The 26,135-nt window shown below is 31.0% G+C and carries 18 protein-coding genes and 1 CRISPR repeat array (1 of these 19 running past the window's edge); of the genes, 2 read left to right on the forward strand and 16 right to left on the reverse strand.

Annotated features, from left to right (window positions below):
* A CRISPR array of direct repeats spans positions 1-79; the repeat unit is 36 nt; unit sequence ATCTACAAATTAGTAGAAATTATAAGTTATTCAAAC (it extends 1,145 nt beyond the left edge of the window).
* A 125-nt stretch (positions 80-204) separates the two neighbouring features.
* The 10 genes from cas2 to N5B56_RS11185 form a co-directional block, all read right to left on the reverse strand.
* Positions 205-480 carry a CRISPR-associated endonuclease Cas2 gene (gene cas2 / locus N5B56_RS11140; RefSeq protein WP_147585349.1) on the reverse strand — a complete coding sequence of 92 codons (276 nt, stop codon included), beginning with the start codon at positions 478-480 and terminating at the stop codon, positions 205-207.
* Positions 481-500: 20 nt separating this feature from the next.
* Positions 501-1,463, reverse strand: a complete 963-nt coding sequence (cas1, locus tag N5B56_RS11145) for a type V CRISPR-associated endonuclease Cas1 (RefSeq protein ID WP_260978962.1) — start codon at positions 1,461-1,463, stop codon at positions 501-503.
* Between the two features lies 1 nt (position 1,464).
* A complete protein-coding gene (gene cas4, locus N5B56_RS11150; RefSeq protein WP_147585347.1) occupies positions 1,465-2,031 on the reverse strand; it encodes a type V CRISPR-associated protein Cas4 in 567 nt (188 codons plus the stop codon).
* Positions 2,031-5,813, reverse strand: coding sequence for a type V CRISPR-associated protein Cas12a/Cpf1 (gene cas12a / locus N5B56_RS11155; protein ID WP_260978963.1), 3,783 nt, complete (start codon positions 5,811-5,813; stop codon positions 2,031-2,033). Before cas12a ends, cas4 begins: the two co-directional genes overlap by 1 nt.
* Positions 5,814-5,997: 184 nt before the next feature.
* Positions 5,998-6,258, reverse strand: coding sequence for a hypothetical protein (locus N5B56_RS11160; RefSeq protein WP_260978964.1), 261 nt, complete (start codon positions 6,256-6,258; stop codon positions 5,998-6,000).
* 89 nt (positions 6,259-6,347) lie between these two features.
* Entirely contained in the window at positions 6,348-6,665 is a 318-nt protein-coding gene (locus N5B56_RS11165) for an HIRAN domain-containing protein (RefSeq protein ID WP_260978965.1), read from the reverse strand.
* A gap of 242 nt (positions 6,666-6,907) precedes the next feature.
* Entirely contained in the window at positions 6,908-7,306 is a 399-nt protein-coding gene (locus N5B56_RS11170; protein ID WP_260978966.1) for a hypothetical protein, read from the reverse strand.
* Positions 7,299-7,787 carry an RNA polymerase sigma factor gene (locus N5B56_RS11175; protein WP_118564924.1) on the reverse strand — a complete coding sequence of 163 codons (489 nt, stop codon included), beginning with the start codon at positions 7,785-7,787 and terminating at the stop codon, positions 7,299-7,301. The genes N5B56_RS11170 and N5B56_RS11175 overlap by 8 nt, the downstream gene beginning before the upstream one ends.
* Before the next feature lie 470 nt (positions 7,788-8,257).
* Positions 8,258-9,853, reverse strand: coding sequence for a peptide chain release factor 3 (locus N5B56_RS11180; RefSeq protein WP_260978967.1), 1,596 nt, complete (start codon positions 9,851-9,853; stop codon positions 8,258-8,260).
* 158 nt (positions 9,854-10,011) lie between these two features.
* Positions 10,012-12,201 (reverse strand): ATP-dependent helicase, encoded by a 2,190-nt coding sequence (locus N5B56_RS11185; protein WP_260978968.1) that lies wholly within the window; start codon positions 12,199-12,201, stop codon positions 10,012-10,014.
* Positions 12,202-12,378: 177 nt separating this feature from the next.
* On the opposite strand from N5B56_RS11185, the gene N5B56_RS11190 reads away from it, so the two are divergent.
* On the forward strand, positions 12,379-13,131 hold the full coding sequence (locus N5B56_RS11190; RefSeq protein ID WP_260978969.1) for a class I SAM-dependent methyltransferase: 753 nt from the start codon (positions 12,379-12,381) through the stop codon (positions 13,129-13,131).
* A 42-nt stretch (positions 13,132-13,173) separates the two neighbouring features.
* Here the strand turns inward: N5B56_RS11190 and N5B56_RS11195 are convergent, their stop codons facing one another.
* The 6 genes from N5B56_RS11195 to N5B56_RS11220 form a co-directional block, all read right to left on the reverse strand.
* The gene (locus tag N5B56_RS11195; protein WP_117908290.1) at positions 13,174-13,404 is read right to left on the reverse strand and encodes a purine biosynthesis protein PurH; all 231 of its coding nucleotides are present in this window, start codon (positions 13,402-13,404) and stop codon (positions 13,174-13,176) included.
* Between the two features lie 177 nt (positions 13,405-13,581).
* The gene (locus N5B56_RS11200; RefSeq protein ID WP_260978970.1) at positions 13,582-18,984 is read right to left on the reverse strand and encodes a lectin-like protein; all 5,403 of its coding nucleotides are present in this window, start codon (positions 18,982-18,984) and stop codon (positions 13,582-13,584) included.
* 182 nt (positions 18,985-19,166) lie between these two features.
* Positions 19,167-20,498 (reverse strand): sensor histidine kinase, encoded by a 1,332-nt coding sequence (locus N5B56_RS11205; protein ID WP_022088992.1) that lies wholly within the window; start codon positions 20,496-20,498, stop codon positions 19,167-19,169.
* A complete protein-coding gene (locus tag N5B56_RS11210) occupies positions 20,499-21,236 on the reverse strand; it encodes a LytR/AlgR family response regulator transcription factor (RefSeq protein ID WP_022088991.1) in 738 nt (245 codons plus the stop codon). It lies immediately after the preceding gene.
* A gap of 208 nt (positions 21,237-21,444) precedes the next feature.
* A complete protein-coding gene (locus N5B56_RS11215) occupies positions 21,445-22,350 on the reverse strand; it encodes a hypothetical protein (RefSeq protein WP_260978971.1) in 906 nt (301 codons plus the stop codon).
* Between the two features lie 2 nt (positions 22,351-22,352).
* Entirely contained in the window at positions 22,353-23,684 is a 1,332-nt protein-coding gene (locus N5B56_RS11220) for a sodium-dependent transporter (protein ID WP_022088989.1), read from the reverse strand.
* 183 nt (positions 23,685-23,867) lie between these two features.
* Between N5B56_RS11220 and N5B56_RS11225 the strand changes: the two genes are divergently transcribed.
* Positions 23,868-26,123, forward strand: a complete 2,256-nt coding sequence (locus tag N5B56_RS11225) for a hybrid sensor histidine kinase/response regulator (protein WP_260978972.1) — start codon at positions 23,868-23,870, stop codon at positions 26,121-26,123.
* Positions 26,124-26,135: the final 12 nt, after the last annotated feature.

Below are 26,135 nucleotides of genomic sequence, written 5' to 3' on the forward strand. Positions count from 1 at the left end.
TATAAGTTATTCAAACTAATAAGCGTTATCTTTATTATGTGAGATCTACAAATTAGTAGAAATTATAAGTTATTCAAACTCCTACATTGTCATTATTCACAATTTTGAGTTGAATTTTCTTTATATTTATATATTTTTTTATTTATTTTGCACATAATTTTGTTGAATAACTTTTATTTTAATTAATTAAGACTTAGGTTTGCATTATGTTATTATAAAGAAATCTTTCTCATCATTTTTTGCATAACCAAATCTAAGTACTTCACAACTTGAAGACAGTTTGAATATAATAACACTATCCTGTTGTGTAAAACATTTTTCAAAACGATTTTTTATATCAGTAACTATATTATCAACTATACGTTTGCTATTGTCAATTTCAAATACTGAATATTGTAATCTATGACCAAATTTGGATAAATATTTTGAAAATTTAGTTCTCAGTTTATCATCTGATATATCGTAACTCACCACTATCATATATTCTTCTCCCCTTTTTTCTAATGTACTTCAAACCTCGGCAATTCCTCAACACTTTTCATTTTCATAAAAAATCTATAATATTTTTGTATATAAACAAAAATTTCATCTTTATATTCCAGAATATCTTTCATGAGAAACTGTATATATTTCGAATTCATTTTATACTTTAATACCCATCTGTTATCATACACTTCAAAATCTTCTTTTTTACATTGTTCTAAATTAATTGCCTTTCTAACTGAATAATCCACAATTGGACGCATTGGTTCCATCAAATCACATACTAAAGATTTTCTCATATAAAAACATTTATGAAATACTCCATAATAAGTATCAAACCCATATATTTGTAATATTGCATCTACAATATTAAACAACATTGTGTATCCTATATCCAATGTAACATTAATATAGTCATTTTTTATTCTAGGTTTTCTTCCATTCCACTTAACATTGTTAAACACCCTCGTAAAGTAAACTCTTGCAGCATTTCCTTCTATTCCCATTACTTCCAAATAATTTAAAGGTTCATTTAATTTGTCAATCATATCTTGAAGAAATTCTATTCCTTCTTTTATTTCCTCAGTCTTTTTTCTTATATTTTTCAAAGTATCCATTTGATTTGCTATCTTATTTTGTTCTATCTTTCTGCCTATGTCATTTTGAGTGTATTCATATTGACGTTTTCTAAGCATTGTGTTTCCTTCCATTCTGCTTCCTATTATTTCATATACTCTAAACGTAGTTGACATCAAACAAATTGCAAATCCAAATTTTTTGCTGCGTTGAATCAATCCACTAGTTATTGATATATTTCCAACCACACATACCATAAATAATCTATAGCATGTAGACTGGTGTTTTATTTTTCCCTCTTTGCCCTTTATTACAATGTTATCATTTGAAAATGATAATTTTTCACCTGTATTAGTAAACAAGAATATTATTTGTTTTTTGCTAAAATCATTTGCACTTAACATATTATTCCCCTCGATTCATAGCTCTATCACATGCATCCTCATATATACAATTTCGGCATTTTAATCCATTAACTTGATGATATTGTTCTATATCAAAATTTCTCATATCATTAATTGTATTTTCAAATTTTTCTTTCATTGATTTATCTTCATCAGGTAATTTGATTTTATATATTTTATTATCATCGCAACTTCTAATTTGAAGTTTTGAAACATTATATCCCATTTCTGTCATACAATAATATTGAGCATATAATTGAAATACATATCCATCATAGATTTCTTTTATATGTTTTTTTCTTTCTACTAAAAGCTCCTTTTTCTTATCATAAATATCAATTTTACCAATTATTCTAAACTTTTCAGAATATACTTCTAACGAAGTAATCTTATCAGAACTTGTTGAATACTTATTTTTATCTATAGTTTCATGTGATTTTGTCCCATTAAGCTGATATTTCGATTGAAACATCAGCTTTTCCTGATTTCCATATAAATTATGAAAATAAATGGAAACTGGGCAAAATATAAAATCATTTATATTTGAAATTTTAATAATATCATCCATTATAAATACCTTTTATTTTGTATAAAATCAAACCAATCATTATGAGATATTTTTAGTGTTTTCCTAGGAAACTTTTCGCCTTCCTTCCAATTATTTTTGATTTGTTTTACTTCATACAATCCTTTAAGTGCTATACAATATGCTCCATTTGCATCTGCATCCAGAGGTAATTTTTTATTTTTTTCTTCTGAATTATAAAATTCTCCTGACTCATTTAATACCGGTGAAATAATTTCATCATATTCAATTGAATTATTATCAGGTAAACTATTTCTCATTTGCACAATATACTTAACTAATTTTTTCATTTCTTTGCAGAAATTATTTTTATTTTTAGTTTCTAATGTCTCCACCTGTTCTAATATATCTTGTTCATTATCATATTGAATGTTATACTGCTCCATTAATTTAATTATTTCATTCGTTAAATTAACATTGTCCGGTGAATTCCATTTGCCATTCCTATACTTTCTTATTTTTCTTGTTCCATTAGAATAAATTGTCCATTCATTTTTTGCTAATTTAACATTGTGCGTTATGAAATTTGTATAATCAAATTTTAAAGCAAACTTTTGTCTGTTCTTATCATATTTGATTGAATCAAAACTTGTCACAAATTTTTCATCATCCATTTCTTTATAATTGAAAACGGATACAAAACCTGTAGTTGGATCAATTTTTGAGGTATATGCTGCCGGAACATAAAAAATATATCCACATTGTCTTCCTAATTCTTTCAAACTTTTAGGGATATATGTCATTTGATATCCTTTTAATACTCCTCCTTCTTCGTTTACTGCTTTATTTTTATCAACTAAATAATTTAATTTACTTATCAACATATTTTCAAATTTCTGGTATACTTGACGTTCAACTTTAAATCTCCCCCTCTTAAATCCCATATTTAAATCTTCCATAGCAATTATCGCATTATATTTTAATACTAAGCTTGTTATTTCATGAATAACCAAAGACAAATATCCTTCTTTTATATCTTTGATTTTTCCAATTTGTTTCCAATTCTTTCTGGCACTGTCACGTTCACTTTCTCTTTGTTTTAATTTTTCCTTATAGTTCACTCCATTAATTATGTTGAAATTCTTCTGCTCTATAATATTTCCATGTAAATCAATTACTGAAACATAAATAAGATTTCTTTCTCCTCTGTCTATACCAATAATATGCATATCATTATTTTCAGCAATATTCTTCAATGCAATATCATTTACAGGTGAATAATTTTCTGCATTACAATTTATCTTTATAGGTAAATGGAGAAAATATTTATCTACAGTATATCGATAATCTTTTACAATATCGTAATCAGATGTAAAGTACTCAACTTTACCTTCATCTATTAATTTCTTTGCTTCATTTGATAATTTTACTTCTCCAATTTTATTAAAATACTTATAAAGTTCTGTGTATACTTCATCAGGTATAGTCTTTCTTTCTTCATTTTCTTTTTGTTCATTGTAACCTTTATTTACTAAAATACTTCCTTTTTTATGAATAATAGGTTGCTTAATGCTTGATTTTCTGAAAAATACTTCGGCATTTCCATCCAATTTAAGTACAATATTTTTTAAGTTTTCTTCGCTAAACAAATTTTCAAAATACATAGTATGAAGATTTTTAGTTCCAGTGCTTTTATCTGAAAAATCCTTATTATATATTTGGAATAAATATAATTGTCCCTTTTCATTCATCTCATCTATATCTTTTTCATCTATATAGGTCCACTGAATTGTATATGCCTGCTTTTCAATCTCTTTATAAAAATCATTTATATCTTCGTATGTGGATGTTTCTGAAAACTTAAATTTATATCCTTTCCATTCATCTCTTTTATTAATACACTCCTTAAAATAATCAATTAATTCTCTACAATAATTTACATCAAAATTCTTACTAGATTTAATATGCTTTTTCTTTTTATATCCATCTAGTATATATTCAGAAGTTTTATACGTCGCAATTCCCTTTTTAGAAAGAAATGCCTTTGGAAGCATTAAATATGGTTTTGGTAAAAACATATACACCATTTTTTTATAATCGCTGTCGCTTTTTTTCTTGTGTCCTTCAATAACTGTTTTGTCCGGCTTATTTTTTGCATTGAATATTCCAATATAATACTTATTTTCACGAATTAAAATAATAGCATTATTATCATACTCCTTAGTTTTTGACCATCCACTTGCTAATGTAGGGATTCCAAAATTGAGCTTTATTTTTTCTTTGCTATAAGGCTTTTGAGTTATATAATTTCGTACTTTGTCATATATAGATTTAAGCGGTTCTAACTCATAATATATATCTTCTATTTCAGTATAAAACGCCATATCTTTATCTACTTCTTCATCAATAATAAACATTTTTATCCAATGATTTATACTCATTATTAAATCTAAAACACGCTTTAATTCTTCTCCGCTTTCTTCATCTTCTATTAAACTTATATCTTCGTTATTTGTTAATTGAACAAGTTCTTTATTTTCTAATTTTTCATTTATATTAACAATATATTCTTCTGCCTTTCTTTCTATAGAATTACTGTTATATTTATTAATTAATTCATTTATATTCTGTAAACTTCTATATTTATCTTCTTTCATTAATTTCTCTATCTTTTTTTCTTTTCCTGCGCTACTTCCTGTTGTATTTTCCTGATAAAATGCTTTTATAGAATCTCTAAGTATGCTCCAATTTCGACACATAAACAAAGATAAATTTTCATAATTTTTTTCACATACATATATTTTATTTAAATCATAGCTTGTTACATCTTCACTGATTTTCCTTATTCTATCTAAAACCTTTTTTTCATTTAACTTGTATAAAAAACCATTGACTAAGTCATAAACTTCTTTATCACTTTCTAACATTTTAGGTACTTCGAATGTTGACTCATCAATACTCAATATCTGTTTATGCATTCTTTTGAGTCTATATTTTGCAGCCTTTTTTTTATATTTTTGGCAATATAAATTCATATGTGCATTCACAATTCCACATATATCATTGTAGAATCTTATTCCTTTTTGATTTATTAACATACCATAGAAATCAAAATTAAAAATACTATTTAATGTAAATCCATCTAAGCCATCTACATTATTATTTTCTATTGTTATAATTTCTTTTTCCGCATCTTCCTTTATCTTGTTATAAATTAGATAATTTTGATAAAAAATCCATGCATTTTCATTTACAATTCTGTAGCAAATTGAAGTAGACTTATCATCTGCAAAAATGTTCTCTCGATTTGTGAAAAAATCTGTAAAGGATGAAGTAAATTTATTAAATAAGTTTACTGTGTTTAATCTTTCTTCTTTTTCGGTATTACTTATTTTTTGTTTATTTATAAATTCAGGTAAAATATCAGATAATAATTTTGCATTAAACATCTTTTTATAATCATCATTAGATTTAAAGAGTTTATTTAATTCCGTTCTTTTTTTCATTTGAATGTTTTCTAATTCATTTTTCGTTTTATCTGAATTATTAATATAGTTATTATCTATTGCGTCAAATAATTCCCCCCATTCTATAGTTTTGGCTAAATTTCCTGACAACATATTACTAATAAAGTATCTATAATAATCATCCATTATTTCCTTCAACTCTTGTCGCTTTTCACTTCTTATCTTATCTTCTGTAATTAATCCATTCTTTTCGATATTTAATTGTGTTGCTCCAATTGGAATCATTGTATTTTTTAATGTTTTTGATACATACGTTTGTCCTATAGTTTCACTAAATATTGTTTCATTTTTGTTCATTTTTGCTCCTCCTCTTTTATAAGATAATGTCAAAATTTTTAAATTAATTTATAAAAATATAACGCTTTTTGTAGCGTTATATACGATACATCAGACCAAATTATCTTAATCTACTGAAGTAGAAATTGTTAACTCAATCTTATTATATATATAACGTTATGTCAATTTATTTTTATAATTGCTTCTACCACTCATCACTTTCATCGTAATCTGAATCCCAATCTTCTTCCATCAGTTCTTCACTTTCTTCATCGTCGTCAAACTCGTCATCATCAAAGTCACTATCCATATCCTCATCAAATTCATCATCATCCTGGTAGTCATCTTCATCATCCATTAATAATCCTAGTTCCATTGCTCTTTCCCAAGCATTTAATTTTCCGTCTCTGTTAAAATCAAACATCTTATCTAAAGGTCCATCTACTTTTCCGTTCCAAAATCCCATAATTTGCCTCCTTATTTATACATTATTTCATTATTTGTACTATCATTTTCCATTTCAGCTACACCATAATTCTAATTCCAATAACTTCTTTAAAATTTAATTTCATCTACTGGTTTTACTAATTCACACAAAATTCCTCTTGGCATTTTGTAAAGCACTTTTCCAACTGCTGTGTCGCCAATTTTGTCATAAATACGTCCGGCGCTATATGACTCGCCAATGACTGTACTACAACTATTTGCCACATGCCCAACTTTTCCAATTCCCGGCATTTTTACAAGAATTGCTTCGTGGTCATATTTGTTGTCCGGTTCTTTCTCAAGAAGCACTTCCATATCCTTTTCAAAAAATTCGTCACCTTCAAAAAATCCTGTTCCTGTAATTGTAAAATAAATCTTATCTGCCATCATTTTTTCCTCCTTTATAGCTGCTATTTTTCTTTTTCCTTTTATGACTCCATTTTCTCATATTCACTGTCCCTTTTTCAGGACTCGATTTTGCTATTTTTTCGAAACTCTGTTCTGTTTTCACTTATTTTAAAGCATAAAAACAGCCCACAAGAGAATTTCATAATTTTAATTCGCCTGTGGACTTCTTTTGTTTGTTTTTATTTGTCGACATATATTTATTTTTAAATTTATTTTTTTGATTAATTTGCCTTTAGTTCTATATTTACCTCTCCGCTACTTTCATCAACATTTACCTCAGCATTTATGCCCTCTTTTTCCATTTCGTCTTCATTCATTTCGAGCTCATACTTCTTGTCTTCGCCCTCGTAAATGTATTTTCCTTTGCCATTTTCTTTAAGTTCTTTTTTATCGCTATTGTTTTCCAAAAATACATGGACATGCTTTGTTATTCCATTTCCGGTTGCCGCATAAGACACAACATCTGTCATTGCGAATATAGCAAACATAACTGCTGCAACCGCCACATAACGTATTCTGAATTTCTTTATTTTGTGATTATTCTTTTCCATATGTTCCACCTTTCTTAAACACTCGTCTGAAATATTTATTTTGTCAAACATTCCTTTATATTTATTCATCTAACCAATCTCCTTTGACCATACTTTTAATTTTTGCTCTAGCTCTCATAAGTCTTGTTTGAATTGTAGTCTCTTTTATATTTAATATTTCTGCGATTTCTTTTACTGAATATTCTTCGTAATAATACAAATGAACTACTATTCTGTATTTTTCGCCAAGCTTCATTACTGCATCATATAGTTCTGATTCTTCATCATTTTCAAAAGAAAATTCGGCATCTGATTTGGATTCTTCCAGCGAAACTATTCTTTTGTGCCAAAATGATGTACACATGTTTTTCGATTCATTTACAGTCACTCTTATAAGCCATCTTTTTGCATGTTCACCATCAGCAAATTCGCCTTTATATTGTAAAAGTTTTAAAAATGTATTCTGGACTATGTCTTCGGCATCATATTTGTTTCGGCAATAATTATAAGCAATTTTAAATACCATATTTGCATATTCCGATACAAATTCTTTGTACTTTTGCGTTTCCACTGCTTTCCTCCTTGTTGCTTTGAAAGATCTTTCTAATAATATAACAATTCAGGAAAGAATAATATCACATTTTTTTTGCCGGGTTGTGGCCTGCCTGTTTATCATGTTTCCCGGGCTTGTTTTATTCTCTAACTTGTATTATGTCATTTTTTTATTACTCATTTGGGAATTTTCAAAAGAGAAATTTCAAGCCTGCTTTTATTTTACATACCGTTAAAGCAACAAATTCCCCCTTTATTTCTAATCTACATAATCCGCGACCAGACTTTAACATATAAAAAGGATGAAATCCCATAACAAAGATTCCATCCTTTTTATATTTTCTTTAATTCGGTTTTATTAAATTACAAGTTTTCCAAAACCAGTTTCCTTAACTCATTTATAAATTAAATTACAAGTTTTCAGAACCGGTTTCCTTAACTCATTTATAAATTAAATTACAAGTTTCCAAAACCGGTTTTCCAATCAATCTAATTCTTCTTAAATTCTGTAAGCTCGATTCCTTCGTTTCTTTCTAATAAAAGTCTTATTGACCATTCATTTGTAAATAAAATCAAAGGATTTCCTTTCATGTCCTTAACTTTCTTAGTATCACTTGGGCATTTTATGCTGTTTAAATCTGTAGCCGGGTCTTTTACCCATCTTATATGACCATATGGCAATGGTTCAAGTCTTACATCACAGCTATATTCATTTTCCATTCTGTATTTTAACACATCAAACTGAAGTGTTCCTACAACACCCACGATAATTTCAGACATTTCAAGATTATAATCCTGGAAAATCTGTATAGCACCTTCCTGAGCAATCTGTGTTACACCTTTCATAAATTGCTTACGCTTCATAGAATCAAGTGCTACAAGTCGGCAGAAATGTTCTGGTGCAAATGTAGGTATTCCTTCGTAAGTGAATTTTTTGCCCGGAGTGCAAATTGTATCGCCAATAGAGAAAATTCCGGGATCAAATACACCAATTACATCTCCTGCATAAGCCTCATCAATTACTTTTCTATCCTGTGCCATAATCTGCTGCGGTCTTGATAATTTCATTTTCTTTCCACTTTGTACATGGAACACATCTTTTGTGGCATCAAATTTGCCCGAACATACTCTCATAAATGCAATTCTATCATGATGTGCCTTATTCATATTTGCCTGAATTTTAAATACAAATCCCGAAAATGGTTCTGTTATAGGATCTATTAGTCCTATATCTGACATTCTTGGAAGTGGTGATTCTGTCATTTTTAAGAAATGTTCCAAAAATGTTTCTATACCAAATGTAGTTAAAGCTGAACCGAAGAATACCGGAGATAATTCACCTTTATCAACTAAATCCTGATCAAATGGTTCACTTGCTCCGTCTAACAATTCTACATCATCCATAAGCTGGTCATATAATTCATCTCCAACCTCGCTCTTAAAGGCTTCATCTTCTAAATCATAAGTTGTCTCCGCTGCGCTTTTTGCGCCACCAACAGATACTGCCTGAAACATTGATATTTTCTTTGTATCTCTGTCATAAACGCCTTTAAATCTCTTACCTGAACCGATTGGCCAGTTTATAGGACAAGTCTTTATTCCTAAGACATTTTCAATTTCTTCTAAAAGTTCATATGGATCCCTTGCTTCCAAATCCATCTTATTGATAAACGTGAAAATTGGAATATGTCTCATTACACAAACTTTGAAAAGTTTGATTGTCTGTGCTTCAACACCCTTTGATGCATCAATTACCATTACTGCGGAATCTGCTGCCATCAATGTTCTGTATGTGTCTTCCGAGAAATCCTGATGTCCCGGAGTATCCAAAATATTGATACAATATCCTTCATAATTAAACTGCAATGCTGATGAAGTAACTGAAATTCCTCTTTCCTTTTCAATTCCCATCCAGTCAGAAACCGCATATTTTGAATTTGCCTTTCCCTTTACTGAACCAGCTGTATTTATTGCTCCTCCGTATAACAGGAATTTTTCTGTTAATGTAGTCTTACCTGCATCAGGATGAGAAATAATTGCAAATGTTCTTCGATTTTCTATTTCTTTTTTCAAATTTTCGTCCATTTTATTCTCCAAATGTTTATTTTAACTAAATTGTGCCGACATCATTATATGTTGTCGTGGCAAACTTCCCCGACTTTGATGCCTACGGATGGTTCCGTGCCAAGCACTCTCACAATTATATACAATTATTTTCTTTTCCACAAGACAACCTGCGTAATTTACTCAATCAGCGAATGTTCCATCATAAACTTTAATTTGCATTTTGTTACTCTTCCATCGAACTCGATTTCAAGCAAATCACCGGATATTTTAAGTACTTTACCTAAACCATACTTCTTATGCATAACTGTTCCTGTCAAATAAATTTCTTCTATTTTATCGGCATATTCAGACTCCGTAATTTTTTTGCGTTTCGTTTCCGTTTTCTGATAAGAAGTTGGTTTAGTTAAATCTATGCTATTTTTATAAGACGATGATTTTGACATACTTCGGGTTGACAATCTACCTGGTATTCCATATATATCACTAGAATTTGCACTATTTTTATTTTCGATTCCAAGCAACTCATTTGTAAATGTAGAACCGTCGTCAAATTCAAATATGCAAAGTTCATTTTTTGCCCTGGTTACACCTACGTAATAAAGTCTTCTTTCTTCTTCATACTCTTTTGCCTCTTCGCCTTTTGCTTTGCATGTTTCATAATTTGCTATAACATTTTCAGGAAAAATTCCATCAACTGCATCCATTATGTATACTTTGTCATACTCTAAACCTTTGCTTGAATGAATTGTTGATAAAATAAATTTGCATCCATTATCGTAAGGCTTTTCTTTTATAAGCATCGCAAGTTCATCTAATCTGTTTATTAAAGCTAATGCAGACGGCTCATTATATGCGATTGCCTGAATTATACTTAATTTGCTATCCTTTATATTTGACCTGTCTAAATATTCCTTATATCCCATAGAATGTATAATTCTATAAATTGCCTTGCCACCACTTTCTTCAAGCATTCTTTTCAAATGTGTCTGCATCGATTTTACACTTTTACGTGTACCCGCGGGAACATCTCCATAATCAATGGCTGCATCCAAAATTGTAATTCCTCTTTCCTGACTTATTTTACATACTTGTGTTGCCACGGCTTTACTCATATAAGTATTTATCTTGTAAAACATTTGCATAAAAATTTCTGTATTCGTTGGCTCCATTGCAAATCTGATAATATTTTTTATGTCCATCACAACCCTATGCGAGAAAAAAGTCAGGTCAGCATTTTTAATTCTATATGCAATTCCTTTTCTTTCTAACAAATCAACCACCGGAATAATGCTCTCATTATCCCTGTAAAGCACCGCTGTCTCTACATCTGTATTTTCAGCTACTTTTGCCAGATAACTATATTGTGCACGTCGGTTTTTCAAATGAATTTTCTGTATTTCAGTCCCTGATTCTCTAAATGCTTTCATATGTTTTTCATGTCTGAATTTATTTTTCTGTATAAATTTATCCGCAGCATAAACTATTTTTGCATTTGACCTGAAATTTTCTTCCATTAACAATACATTTGCGTCCTTATAATTTTTTTCAAATGAAAGAAGTGCCTCAGGGTAGGCTGCCCTAAACCCATAAATACTTTGGTCTTCGTCTCCTACCATAAATACTTTTTTATATTTACTTGCAAGTAAGGCGATAATCTGATGCTGAATTTTAGAGGTATCCTGTGCCTCATCCACACAAATATATTTATACATTTCCTGAAAATATTCTAAAATCTGTGGCGATACTTTTAGCATAGTCAGGGCATACACCATTTGGTCATCATAATCCATAAGTGATTGCTTTTTCATTTCATCACAATATGCGCTATAAATTTTTAAAAGTGGTATGTCCTGTTCGTTACCAGCTTTATCTATCTCTTCTTTTGAAAGTTGCATATTTTTTATATACGTAATTAATGTGCTTATGTTTTTCAAATCGCTTTCTGTCGGATATTGATGAACCAGTTCTGTGTAAATTGCAGACAAAAGCTTTGTTTTATATCCCTCATCAGTCAACAAATCAAATGCTTTTTTCCCAACACATATTTCACAATATCCTATTATTTTTGCACATATTCCGTTTATGGTTCTAAACTCAAGTCTTGCAGCAAGTTCGTCTCCAAATATAGATGCAAATCTTTTTCGCATATCATTTGTTGCAGCCACAGTATATGTAACTGTTAGGATTTCTTCCGGACGAATTCCTAAGCAGTAAATCATATATCCTAATCTGGTAACCAAAGCCGTGGTTTTTCCGCTTCCCGGCACAGCTAAAAGCAGTGTAGGTTTTTCAACGCTCTGCACTGCTTCTAACTGTTGTTTATTTAATTTTACATTGAATTTGGTAATAAATTCCTGTAATGTCATAATTTTTTTCCTCTCCCCATTTTCATCATTAGTTCCTCTACAATCTCACTATTCACTATATCAAAAATAAAGATAAAATTGTATACTTGTAAAAATAAAAATAACAAAATATTTTTTAATAAGTTATAATTATTCTATTATCAATCAATTTTTTTCTTAGAAGTGGGGTGAATTAAAATGGAATCAAAATTTCAAAAAAATATCAACAAATTATCCGATTCTTCTGACAATACCGCTAATAATGGAGACTTTATCAAGCGTGATTACGACCGTTCAATAAACATGTGGAATGATGTTTATTCTAATTGTAAAATTGTAGATTTAAAGGGAAAATCATTATCTGTTGAGCCTATGTTTGATATTTGCCTTGATATATTTGCAAGCAAATGCAAAAACATATTAGATTTTGGTTGTGGAACAGGAGATATTCTTTTTCAGTGCTATGAATTTGGAAATACAGATTCAGGACTAGGAGTGGATTTATCTGAAACAGGAATTGAATTTGCTAAAAAATTTGCTTCCGTAAACAATTATCACAATCTTGATTTCCAAATTGGCGATATTTCTTTTTTTGATAATTATAATAGTAATAGTTTTGATGGTATTATTTTATCTAACGTTTTAGATGTTATGCCTAAGGATGTTGCTTTAAAGACTTTTAGACGGCTTACGGATTTGCTTGTTCCTTCAGGACTTATGTTCGTTAAACTCAATCCATATTATGAGAAATCTGATATGAAGGCATGGGGATTCACTCAGATAAAGGATAATCTTTTCGAGGAGAATGGCGTTCTTAGATATCGTGAATTAGATACCGCTTCCTGGAAACAAAGTTTTGAAAAACATTATGAAATTATTCGTTATCTTGAATTTCCTTATCCGTGGCAGGATGGTATGAACCGCTTGTTTTTACTTCAGAAAAAATTGTAAATATTGTAATAATTATTTTAAATAACGGAGTAGTTTGCCCATCTACATTGGGCAACTTCTTCCATTATCTTTTTCCATATCGCCTTTAACATATCTTGCATTAAATTCCATATTGATATCTCTTATTTCTCTCTTTCCATCAATGTAATCATTATACATTTCAGCAAGTCCGGCCATACATCCGTCACAGTTAGCCTCTATGTTTCCAAGCGACTCCTCAACTATCTTTTTTCTTTCTTCTCTTGTTGTATCTTTTATTAAATATCCTGACATGATTTCTCTCCTAATATTATGTTATTTACGCTGTTCTATTTTTTATGTAATTATAATCTAATTTGCTTTTTCCCTTAATAATATGATATTTGCCCTCTCTTTAATCGACGGCTATTCGTTGCAAATTTCACTTTAAAAGAGAGCCAGATAAATCTGACCCTCTTTCTAGATTATACATTATTTACTTACTTTTACAACCTTTTTGCTGCTCCATTTTCCTGCTACTTTCTTTCCGTTCACCACTTTGTATGCACGAATCTGAACAAAGTATTTTCCAGGTTTCAATTTTTTAAGAACAGTTTTTGCATTATTCTTTGTAATAGTTTTAATTTTTGCTTTTTTCATCTTTTTGTTAACTGAATATCTAATCTGATATCCTGTAACAGCTTTCTGTTTTCTCCATTTAATGATAACACTCTTTTTCTTATTAACCTTTGTTGTCACCTTCTTAACTTTGCCCGGTTTTGTAACAGAGTTATCATTGTCTGTTTTGTTTGTTGTATCAGAATTGCTTACATTTGTTGTTCCGGAATTATTTGTACCTCCCGGTGTTGTATCTGCCGGAGTTGTTCCGGAATTATTTACAACTGTAATTTCTTTTGCAACTTCACCTTCATATAATGTATTAAATGTTACTATAACCTCATATGTTCCTGCGTCCTTAATTTCAGTAACCGCAGCACCTGTAGTTTTATTTTTAAATGTAACTGTATAATACTGGTCTGATACAATTTCACCGGCTGCATCAGTAACTGTTACTGTTGGTAATGCAATTGAATTTCCAGTGTATTCATATTTTTCATTTGAAATATTAACACTATCAATTCTGCTTATTGCAATTTTTTTACTGTCACCACAATAACACTTAAATTCCCTGTAACCGTCAGCTTCTAATGTTGCTTTAATAATATTTGCTTCGCTATCATAGTTATGTACATGTTTTTCTTCTGAGTTAGTTACGTTTATTTCTTCATCAGAATTTACAAGACTATTCTTATCTGCTGCAATATTTCTAGTATCAATTTTTCCTGAATTGTATAATTTATCATACGTTGATTTTCCTTCATCATATGCACAAATTCCTCCGGCATATTCGTATGCATTTATATCGCCATTATTAATTAATTCAGAACCATTTACACCATATACATATGCTAATATTCCTCCGCCATATCTGTCAGATAAAATATTTCCATTATTTATACAATTGTTAATATCAAAGTAATATCCATAATCAACTATTCCGGCTGCACTTTCTGCTGATATATCTCCGTTATTTTTACAATTACTAATTTTTATTTTGTTGTGATTCTGTGCATTATTTATATATTCACAGATTCCTGCTGCGCTATCATCTCCATCAATATTTCCATTGTTTTCACAACTTGTTATTTCTAACTTTCCATTGGCTTCACAAATAATTCCGGCTACTGTACCACCTTTGACATATCCTTCATTTACACAATTACTTATTATTAGTTTCCCCGGTGAATCAAAATTACCTTTATATTTAGAACAGATTCCGGATGCATAATGATCATAGTAACTATTTGCTTCTATTCTTCCCTTATTTATGCAACCTGATATCTCAGTTGTCCCCGGAATAAGTTCTCCCTGAACATCAATTACTATTCCGCTTGCTATATTATAGCCATTAATACTACCATTATTTATACAGTTCTTAATTGTGCTTGAATATACATTGACTGCAATTCCTGCTGCCATGCCATTTTGCATAGATAATTTTCCATTGTTCACACAATCTTCTACAATAGTATTTTCAGTTATTATATATGCAATTCCTGCTGCTGTTCCACCTGATCCCGTACCTGTAACATTAGCATTATTTGTGCAACCGATAAATTTACAATTATCCGCAAAACAAACCATTGCTGATAAACAGTCATTAAGGTTATTAAGATTTTTGTTACCACTAACACTACAGTTTCTAAAAACTGAATTTTTTGCTCCAATTGCTATGTCTGCAGCCATTCCACTTGTAAAGTTTTCATTTACATATTTAATATTAATGTTCTTTATTTCACTAGAATAAACAAAATTAAATAATGGTCTGTTTTCTCCTCTTTGGTTGATTCCTGATATCGAATGGCCATTACCATCAAAAATAATATTTACTGCATTCACATTTCCTATAAGATCATCTTCATCCTCATAGTTTTCAGGGAATGTAATGTCACTCATAAGTTTTCCATTAATACCACTGTAAATATTTTTCAAATATAATATCAGGTCTTCAAATGTAGTAATTTCAAAATATCCGTCTTTTTGTTGTTTTACGAATTCTTCTTCTGCACCACATTCCTCGCAAACACCATCTTTAAATGAATGACCTAATTTGTTTATTACTTTGCCTTTTTCTATTGTTTCTTTACAAATTGGGCAGTATACATCGCCGGTATAACCATCCTTTTCACATGTTGCCTTGACCATATTATAATCATATATAAAATATTGATTTCTGCTTCCTTCCGGATAATCATGATATGCTTTTATAATTTTATTTGTAGGCTGATTTTCACTTTCTTCTCCACAATATATACACTTGTAATCTCCAAGATATCCGTCTGTTGTACATGTTGCTTCTATGCTACCTACAAATTCATATTTATGTGAACCATATCCTGCATTAGTATCTATTTCAGTTTTCTTAGCATTGCAATACCTACATCTGTAATAAGTCTTTGCATATTCATTACACGTTGCATCTTTTCTGTTATATTCATAATAAGAATGTTCACTGTGAGGTTCTATGGTTACTCCTTCTTCTACTGTTTCTCCACAATCATCACAGATAATATCTCCGGTATAACCTCCTTCTTCACAACTATTAATTGTTTTATTTTCTACATGAATATTATAATGTGCACAACCAACAGTTATGGTAAATTCGCCATATTCATACTCATCATTATAGCCATAAGGTACAACTACAAAATAATATTTTTCACCCTTAGTAAGCTCGTATTCAACCTGTGGAGCTCCATTGTTTCCACCATCATCATCAGAGTCAAGAGCATTATTAAATCGTATTTTGTATTCGTCTTCATCAAAGAATTTATCAAGCTCATTTCTTATCATTTCATCACTATAATTCTCTGAATCAAATAAGAATCCATAACTGTCCCAACCGGTTTTATTACTACAATAAAAACTAACATATTCATCCTTATCTGCAGTATATTCTATTACCTGAATTGGTAAGTCTTTAGTTATTTGAGTATCATATACTTTATTCTTCTGTACATTTCTTATTCTTCCACAGTTTTTACATACATCATTTTCATATTCGTGTTCGAATTTAGGAATTACTTCTCCTTGCTGAAGTTGCATATTACATACCGTACAGTGTTTATCTCCTGTATAGCCATCTAAATAACAACTGTTCACTCTGGCATTCTCTAAATCACCCGGCGTATGCTCTGAAGGTTCAACTGTAGTGCCATTTTCTATTACTTTTCCACATGTATCGCATACAACATCTCCGGTATAGCCTCCCTGCTCACAGTTTTCAAGCGTTCTTCCTTCAACATGCGTTTTTGTATGCACACACGTTATTGTCAGCTTAAAATCTCCATATTCTGTTGAATAAGGTCCAAAAACAAAGTAATATGTCTCTCCCTTTGTTAGTTCTACATTTATCTTCGGTGCCAGGTTATTACCACCATCATTACCTATCCAATAGTTTTTTAATTGTGGTCTTGATGCATTATTATCCTTTAATCTGGCATAATACATTTCCATTCCTGCACTTATTACGGAATCATTAAATTTATCTGCCCTGTAAAGATATCCATAGCTGTCCCAGTCTGAATCTCCTGTAAATGTGTATCTTCCACTTTCCGGTGCCGTGAATTGAAATACTGTATACGGATAATCTTTTGTTGTCTTTGAAGTGTATGTTATATCTAACTGAGCATTATTTACTCTTCCACAATTTTTACATACATCATCTTCGTATTCATGTTCAAGTTTAGGAATTACTTCTCCTTGCTGAAGTTGCGTATTACATACCGTACAGTATTTATCTCCTGTATAGCCGTCTAAATAACAACTGTTCTCTCTGGCATTCTCTAAATCACCCGGCGTATGCTCTGAAGGTTCAACTGTAGTGCCATTTTCTATTACTTTTCCACATATATCGCACACAACATCTCCGGTATAGCCTCCCTGCTCACAGCTTTCAAGTGTTCTTCCTTCAACATGCGTTTTTGTATGCGCACACGTTATTGTCAGCTTAAAATCTCCATATTCTGTTATATAAGGTCCAAAAACAAAGTAATATGTCTCTCCCTTTGTTAGTTCTGCAGTTATCTTAGGCGCTGGACCAATTCCGCTATCATCATCACTTATCCAATAATCTTTTAATCGTGGTGTTGATGCATTATTGTCCTTTAATCTGGCATAATACATTTCCATTCCTGCACTTATTACGGAATCATTAAATTTATCTGCCTTGTAAAGATATCCATAGCTATCCCATTCTGAATCTCCTGTAAATGTGTATCCCCCACTTTCAGGTGCCGTAAATTGAAATACTGTATACGGACAATCTATTGTTTTCGTTAAGCTATATGTTACGTCTACCTGAGCGTTATTTACTCTTCCGCAGTTTTTACATACATCATTTTCGTATTCATGCTCAAGCTTAGGAATTGCCTTTCCTTCCTGCAAAGTTTCATCACATACTTCACAGTATTTATCTCCTGTATAGCCTTTCTGATAGCAACTGCTTTTTTTGGCATTTCTAACCTGTTCAGCCTCTTTGTGTCCATTTGCCTTAAGCACTTTGCCCTGCTCTAATACCTTGTCGCAAACAGGACAAATCTTATCACCCGAATAACCGGTTTCAGTACATGTAGCTTCTTTAACTGTGCTTTCATCTAATACTGCATCAGAATGTCCTCTAGCTTCAATCTCTTCGCCGTCACTTATTTTTTCATTACAAAATCCACAGTAAACATCTCCGGTATACCCTCCCTGTTCACAGTCAGCTAAAGTTCTATCCTTTATAACGTTCTGTGATTTAGGATGAATACATGAATCATATTCTATAACACCTGTGCGAAGTGAAGTCGTATTGCAGTCATTCCACTTTCCTGCACCATTTGATCTTTTATTATCGTAAACCTCTCCTGCTTTTTCATTCTTGTTGTTTGGTTCGCCATCATTCCAATTAGTATAACTTACTTCACTTCCATCTGCCCACAGCCATTCATCAAGATTTTCTTCATTTCTTATAAGTCCAATATAAGATGATGTATTAGCACCTTGCTCTGAAATAACATTCGCAACGATGTCATTTTCCCTTGCATTGGAAATACATGCAAGATAGCCTCCGCTTTCTTTTGCCAAAGCCAAAACCCGCTCATAATTTCCTTCCTCACTTGTCAATTTATACAAGTGTCCTGTAGTCTTGTCATATGCTATATTGTCTGCATACATTACGTTTTCTTCACTATTATCAGTAGCTGCATATGTACTGACAGGCATGAAATTATTAGTAAAAATCATTGCCAACGGTAGTGTCATACTTAAAAATCGTGTCACTTTTTTTCTCATATTTGCCCTCCCATTTAGATATGTATATTTTTCCAATTTACTTCATGTTTTATTATAGAATAAGACTATATTTCAATTCTATGTTCTGGCGTCAAACGGTTAATTTTAGGCATCAAGTGGTTGTAATAAAAAAGATACCTGACTCATATAAAGCCGGTATCCTTTTTATTTCTATATTTTCTTTATATTTCAGGTGGTTGCAATAATACTCCACTAACACAGAATTTCTTTTCGTTAATTTCTATTTTAATGTCTCCTTCATATTTATTTACAACATATTTTACGGATTCAATTCCTATTCCACTACCATTTTCTTTTGTTGACAAAAATCTGTTTCCTTTCATTTTTATATTTCCGTCAAATGTATTATCTATTGAAAATACTATTGCTTCTGCATTTGGTTTATGTATTTTTAAATCAATTTTTCTTTTTTCTATTTCTATATTTTTGCATGCATCAATAGCATTTTCGAGCAAATTTCCAAATAACACTGTCAAATCTGAATCGCTGATATTTACTTCATTTGGAATAGAAACATCTACATTTATACTTATATCTGATTTTTCAGCCTCCTGCACATAATATACAAGCACCGTATTTAATGCAAAATTTCCACAATATACAATTGGATTTTTCAAATATGAATGCTTAAGATATTTTCCCAGATACTCTTCTATTTTTTTGCATTCATTATTCTGTGCCATTGCATGTACAACACTTATGTGATGTCTCAAGTCATGTCTTGCCCTTCTTGTTGCATCCATCTGTTTTTTCATTTCGTCATAACGAAGATTCTGAAGTGCAAGCTGCTTATTTTCATCACGCAGTTTTAAATTGTGTTCAAATTCAAACATTGCACTGATTAATACTCCATATACCAAAAGCGCACCTACATTTACTAAAAATGTAAATATTAGACTGACATAATTTAAAGCAAGTTCCAATGAAGATTTAGAGTTAAAATACAGACCGTGATACCAGAATAAATAAAATGTGGCAGGTATCATCCATAGGTATCTCCACATTTTTCCATTAATTTTAATGTCTGCAAGACCTTTTATATATTTTTTAAAGTATATAAATATAATTGGTACAAATATTATCTGCACAATTATTGTGCATAATGAAAATGTCCAACGGTTATTCTGTATGGCCATTTGTGGGAATATGTGACCTTCCATGCATTTTCCTGCCATTACAATAAAATTAGCAAAATTTGATACTATAAGAAGCACAAATACAAGTTTTCCAAAATAATCTTTTATGGCAATAAAATAGAACGCTGCATAACTTACCGTACTTATTAGGGAAATAAGTCCTTTCTGACTTTGCGAACAGGTTGTTGCATATATCCCCATCGCATTTTGAAATATCGTAAGAATAATTGCAAAAAACATTGTTGTTTTCTTTGAAAAACGTAGTTTATCAATAAAGGGATAAATTGCAAGTCCTAAGTATGGAATTAAATTAAGACACGAATATAATATTATCTCAAATATTCTTAAATTAGACATTTATATATCCTCCCCTTGTCTTAATCTCTCTATCAGATAATCTGTGTAAGATTTCTTTACTTCTGCATATTTTCTCCTGCTAATTGGAACATATTCTTTATTTATCAGTTTAAATCTGTCTTCCTCAAGCCCATCTACTTTTGTAATATTAACTACTATTCCTTTAAAGCATTGAATAAGTTCCTTATGTTCTTGTATACATGCTTCAAAATTTTTCTGTGTGCATCTTAATTGGATTTTGTTTCCATCAATCAGATAAATTGTTACATAATGCCCTGAAAAAGTTGTATATAATAAAGAATCAATTGGTATAATCTGTCCATCCGGTAAATCTAATATTTTTTTATTATTCTTTTCATCCTCAGATATTCTTTCCATAGTTTTAAGTATACGTTCTTTACTAAATGGTTTTATCAGATAGTCATATGCTTTAACTTCATAGCTTTCACTGGCAAATTCATTACTTGTTGTGATAAATATTATCTTTGACTGATTGTCTGTTTCTCTTAGTTTCTTTGCCGTTTCAATTCCTGTAATTCCATTCATATAAATGTCTAAGAATACAATGTCAAAATATTTTTTGTTTTCATTTTTCTCTATTAAATTTATAAAATCTTCTCCACTAAAAAATTCTGTGATTTCAAAATCTTTTCTTGATTTGTTATCGCAAATTTTTGTAATTTCCTCTTGCAGTCTCTTTCTGTCATCCTCATTATCATCAACGATAGCTATTTTCATGTCCTTCTCCTTATTCCTAATAACATATAGTTATTAACTATGCCATTTAATTTAAGTTCCTTTGCATTTTTAATGACAAATTCCAACATTTAACGTGCATATCCATTTCCTCGCTCAGATTTATATAAATAAAATTTGCTTAAATACATAACATCTTTTTGGGATAAAATCCAAGTCACAAACCAAATACCAGGCTACTATGCTACTTTTAAAATAAATCCAACATGTTGTCCAAGTAAATTCTTTCTCTGACATGAATCTGATACTCAGGCTTAGTCATATAATAAAGTAAAAATTCCAGAATCAAAGCACTTCCTAAGCTTCGTCCTTCAATTTTAAAATTTGAAAAGCCCATAGGCATATAAATATTTTTTATATCATCTATACCAATGAAACCGGGATTTGTCATTGCTTTAGAAAATTTATAGCCACTCTCTGCATCAGGAGCCACGCAACGATACTCTTTGAATTTTTCTCCTAAATTTTTGCGACTTACAGTTTCATAACATTTTTTTCTGTCAGTGCAACCAAACCAACAGCATTCATTGCATAAAAATTCGACTTTATCCTTCTGCTTTTCTGATAACCTATTCAATTTATCTAATTCTTTATTTAACCGAAAATCCGGAACAACATAAAGAAAATCATCTCTATTTATCTCATTTTTTAATTGTTCAAAATCAGTTAACACCTTAGTTGTTGATGAGACAAAATAAAATTCAGGATATTTATTTTTTAAATAATCTAATAGCAAATCTGAGTGAATTATCACACCATTTTGTATTCCATTCTTTTCTCCAAACATAGCACATAGGTCGTTACATTTTTTATCTGAAAGATGTTCAGTTCTTAACAATGAATTACTAAATGTCAGTCTTGCTGAAATGCCATATTCCTTCATTAATGCTAAAACTTCTTTTGGATTATTTTCTCTAAAGCCAACACGGCCTCCGCCCCAAACACAATCAGCCGGAGCTCCATATATAGAACCAATATCGCACCAGTCATAAAAATATTCTCTATGTTCACGAAATAATGGTAAAAACTCACTATACAGCCCGTAAAATTCAAATAATCCGGGAAGATGATAATATGCTGTTTCTTTTTTTAACATTATCAGCCTATTCCTCCAAGCATTGCTCCGGCCACAAGTGCTATAAACGCTAATGGTACAAGCACATATTTTCCAAGTGGCATAAACCATTTGCCAATCGGCTTATTATTGCCTTTATTTACTGCACTAATTGCAAAATCCTTCCCTGCAACCCAGAAGAACATAATTGCTGCAAGCATTGCACCTAATGGACAAATATAAATTGATACTGCATCCATCCATCCTGAAACAATCCCCTGAATAACAAGCGCAACTGCGCAGCCAACTACCGCTATACTCAAAACAGCTACCGGTCTTTTAAATTTTAATCTTTCTTCCAATGTTGCTATCGGTGCCTCATATAAATTTACAAGAGAACTCATTCCCGCAAATAAAACGCAAATATAGAAAATTATTCCTACAATCTTTCCACCCTGCATTCCATTAAATACATTTACAAGATAGATAAACATAAGTCCCGGTCCGCCTGAAGACAATTCTGCTCCACCAACAGCCATTCCCGGAATTATTACAAATGCTGCAAGTAATGCTGCTACTGTATCAAATACTGCTACGTTTCTTGCAGAACTTACTACATTTTCTGATTCACTTAAATATGAACCATAAATTACTGTTCCATTTCCTGCTATTGATAATGAGAAAAATGCCTGTCCAAATGCATAAATCCACAATCTCGGGTCAAGCAATCCTTTAGGATTTATTGTAAATATGTATTTATATCCATCACTTGCACCCGGAAGCGTAAATACATAAATTCCTAATCCCAAAAACAATACAAAAAGAAGTGGCATCATAAATTTGTTTGCCCTTTCGATACCACCGGCAATTCCAAATGCCATTATTACGGCTGTAACAATTACTGCGATTACAAGCCATAAGTTATTTCCATAGCTTGTAGCTGTACTTCCAAACATTCCGCCAATAGCATCCATATCATGTCCCATATCTGAAAGCTGACCTGTAATTGCTAAATATGTATATTTAAATATCCATCCTACAACTACCGTATATCCTATTGCTAATGCTAATGAACCGATAACCGGAAGTGCACCAATCACTTCTCCGATTCTTTTATTACCTGTCCTAACTTCAGTACATTTGCCAAATGCTTTAATAGGTCCACCTTTAGCAGCTCTTCCAAGCGCCATTTCTTCGATAAGCCCTGTTGCCCCAATTAAAATAACAAATAAAACGTATGGGATTAAAAATGTCATACCTCCCCAGTCTGACACCATATAAGGAAATCTCCAAATATTTCCCATTCCTACTGCTGACCCTATGCATGCAATTACAAAGCCTGTTCTACTCTTAAACCCGTCCCTCTTTTTTTCCATTAATTTTTATCCTTTCCTTTTTCAGTCATACCTTAAATATTGTATCACATTATAGGGATTATTATAGTTAAATTTTACTAAATATGTTATAATTAGATAATATAATTTGGTTCGGAAAATTAATACTTTTATTGCTTCTTTGCAAGCAAATTATTACTAAATTTTGCGAAAGGAGAGATTATTGTGACACAAGATAATTCAAAAGATAACTCAGCTAATAAATATACAAATAAGTATACTAAAAAAACTAGTATCAAAAAATTTCTTTTACTCTTATACAATATTATTATAATTGTAGTGGCAATTTTATCTTCCTACTCCTATTCTATTACTACGGAAAACAAAAGCATCGCCTTACGTTTAGATAATTTCTGCAACTCTACTGACTCTATGAAACAGCTTACTGAAAGCTATTTATATGCAGAAAAAGGATATGTCGATAACTGGGCTCACTACATTTCCAGCAATAATATGACTATAGATGAAGCAATAAAATTTGTACAGAATATTAACACACAGGGCAACCGCTATGCACACTTCGTTGATATGGATGACTTCTCAGCTATTTCTACTATTGCAGATAAAAATGGAAATTACTCTGTTAACTGTTACAAAACATTTTATGATACAGATACCAATGCATGTCATGCAATGATTAAAAAAATGCAGAATATATTTAAATCACAATCCGGTCAGGTTTATGTTCTTGGTAAATATCGCGTTGACGGACTACAACAGACTGTCATCAGTGTTGGTACTAGAGTTTATTTAAATATTGGTAACAATAAGACAAAGCCTTACCTGCTTTTAAGATTGCTCCCTGTTGATTACCTAAAAAATGCATGGGCATTTCCAACTGAATATAAATCAGCAGAAATCAGTCTTATTAACTCTAACGGTGAATATGTTATTCAGTCTCCTTCGATGAAATCAAGAACTTTTTATGACTATATTCGCGGATACAATTTTCAAAATGATTACAATAAAGTCGACGAGCTTGCTAACAAAATTAAATCGTCCGATAGTGGCTTGCTTCAATACAAAGACTATCGTAACGAAAATTGCTATTGGTACTATTCAAGTTTTGGAAAAAATTTAGATTTATACATCATAGGATATATTCCTGTAAAGGATATTGATTCAGTTAATATGAACTGGAGTATTGTTGCAATTATATGTGGAACAGTATTGTTTTTAACAATTCTTGATACATTTTACATATTATCAATTAATCATCGTTTAAGAAAAGCTGCAAGTGAAGCTGAACATGCAAGTCAGGCAAAAACACAATTTTTGTCCACTATATCCCACGATATCCGTACTCCAATGAATGGCGTTTTGGGGATGACTCAAATTGCGAAAAAACATTTAAATGATCCTGAATATATGGGCGAATGTCTGGATAAAGTTTTTCTTGCCGGAAATCATCTTTTAACATTAATAAATGATATTTTAGATATTTCAAAAATTGAGAGTGGGAAAATGGCTATTTCTATAGAACCTTTTTCACTTAAGGACTGTGTAAATGAAGTTGTTAGTATTATTCGCCCTCAGGCTGAATATAAAGGCATTTCGCTTGAGGTTAATATGCATGACATTATTTACGAAACTTTGTCAGCTGATCCTTTACGACTTAATCAGATAATAACTAATCTTTTAACTAATGCCGTAAAATATACTGACAATGGTGGAAAAGTTTTATTTGATATAAGTCAGTCACGATTACCGGATGATGACGAAAAAATACGACTAAAAATTGTTGTCTCTGATAACGGAATCGGTATGACTAAAGAATTTCAGGAAACAATGTATAATTCATTTACCAGAGCTCTTGACAGTCGAACTAATAAAATTCAGGGAACCGGTTTAGGCCTTGCCATTATTAAACAGCTTGTAGATTTAATGAACGGCTCAATTGATTGTAAAAGCGAATTAAGGAAAGGAACTACATTTACTGTTTACCTTGATTTAGCAGTACTTAACGAACACAAGCATTTAGATACCGTAAATCCGGATTCATTATATGAAAAAAATTATGATTTTTCTTCATTACATGTACTTGTTGCAGAAGACAATGATTTAAATTGGGAAATTATTAAAACAATGCTTTCCGAATATAAAGTTTCATGTGACCGTGCCGTAAATGGTCTTGAATGCATAAACACTTTGACTTCCTCTTCCAAAGGCTTTTATGACTTAATTTTAATGGATATCCAAATGCCTGTACTGAACGGAAAAGAAGCTACACGTAAAATCAGGAAAAACGAAGATGCGTATATACGAAATATTCCTATTGTAGCAATGACTGCTGATGCATTTGCTGAAGACATAAAGGCATGTAAAGAAGCCGGAATGAATGCTCATATACCAAAGCCTATTAATATGAAACAGATATTATCAGTTTTAATAACTGTATTAAAGAAGGACTATAAATTTTAAAAAACTTTAATA

This window comes from Eubacterium album, from assembly GCF_025336545.1.
GTDB classification, from domain to species: Bacteria; Bacillota; Clostridia; order Lachnospirales; family Lachnospiraceae; genus Eubacterium_U; species Eubacterium_U album.